The following is a 1,015-nucleotide window of genomic DNA, read 5'->3' as shown; positions in this document are numbered from 1 at the left end:
GCCCCAACGCCACCGCCAGATTCACCAGACCACCATGCGTGGCCTGCACACCCTTCGGCCGCCCCGTCGAACCCGACGTATAAATCACATACGCCAACTGCTGTTGCGTCAGCGTGATGTCAGGTGCTGTCGCCGGCCCGGCAGCTAGCTCGGCGAGCACCGCGGGATCGTCCAGCGCCACGGTCCGCGACGAGCTCAGTCCTTCACACGTTCCCCCTGCGCCCACCAGAAGGTCCACTCCGGCGTCAGCAAGCATGAACGTGAGCCGCTCGGCCGGGTACTCCGGATCCAGCGGCAGATAGGCTACTCCCGCCTTCCAGACGCCGAGGATGGCGGTCACCATGTCCACCCCGCGTGGCAGGCACAGCCCCACCACATGACCGGTGTCCACGCCCGCGCCGACCAGCAGGTGGGCCAGCCGGTTCGCCCGCTCGTCCAGGTCCGCGTACGACACTTCGATGCCGTCGCACACCACCGCCACCGCCGTGGGATCGGCAGCCGCACGCTCCGCGATCAGCCCCGGGACCAGCGCTTCCGGCAGCGCGGCAGCCGTGTCGTTCCACTCTTCGACAACCCGTCGGCGTTCGACCGCGTCCAAGACACCGATCGCGCCCAGCCCGGCTTCCGGCGTGCTCCGCAGCGCGACGGCCAGATTCTGCAGGGCGGTGCCCAGCAGGACGCACAGCTGCTCCGGGTCCGCAGGGGTCACCGCATCGACGGTCAGGCCGAAGCCGGTCCCGTAATCGTCCACGGTGACGGCCACTGGGTAGTTGGTCGCGTCCTGGATGTGCATCGTGCTGATGCCTTCGAACGCGGATTCTCTTCCCTGATCTGCTCGGGTCCCGGGGTGCATGCTGTGCCGGTAGTTGAAGATCGAGGTGAACAGCGGGCTGCCGTGGCGCACTCCGCTGGCCTGCTGTGCCAGGGCCAGCGGGGCGTGCTCGTGCACCAGGAGCTCCGCCAGCTGATGCCGCAGGTCCGACAACGCCTCGCCCACGCCGGACGATCCCACCCG

General features: G+C 68.9%; 1 protein-coding gene. It reads right to left on the bottom strand.

Annotated features, from left to right (window positions below; all coding sequences use genetic code 11):
* On the bottom strand, positions 1-997 hold a 997-nt coding region (locus ABZX30_RS38240; RefSeq protein ID WP_355943094.1), incomplete at its 3' end, for an AMP-binding protein.
* Positions 998-1,015 lie beyond the last annotated feature (18 nt).

Origin of the sequence: Streptomyces sp. NPDC004542, from assembly GCF_040610035.1 — a bacterium.
Classification (GTDB): Bacteria; Actinomycetota; Actinomycetes; order Streptomycetales; family Streptomycetaceae; genus Streptomyces.
This window is presented reverse-complemented; position numbering and strand designations above follow the sequence as displayed.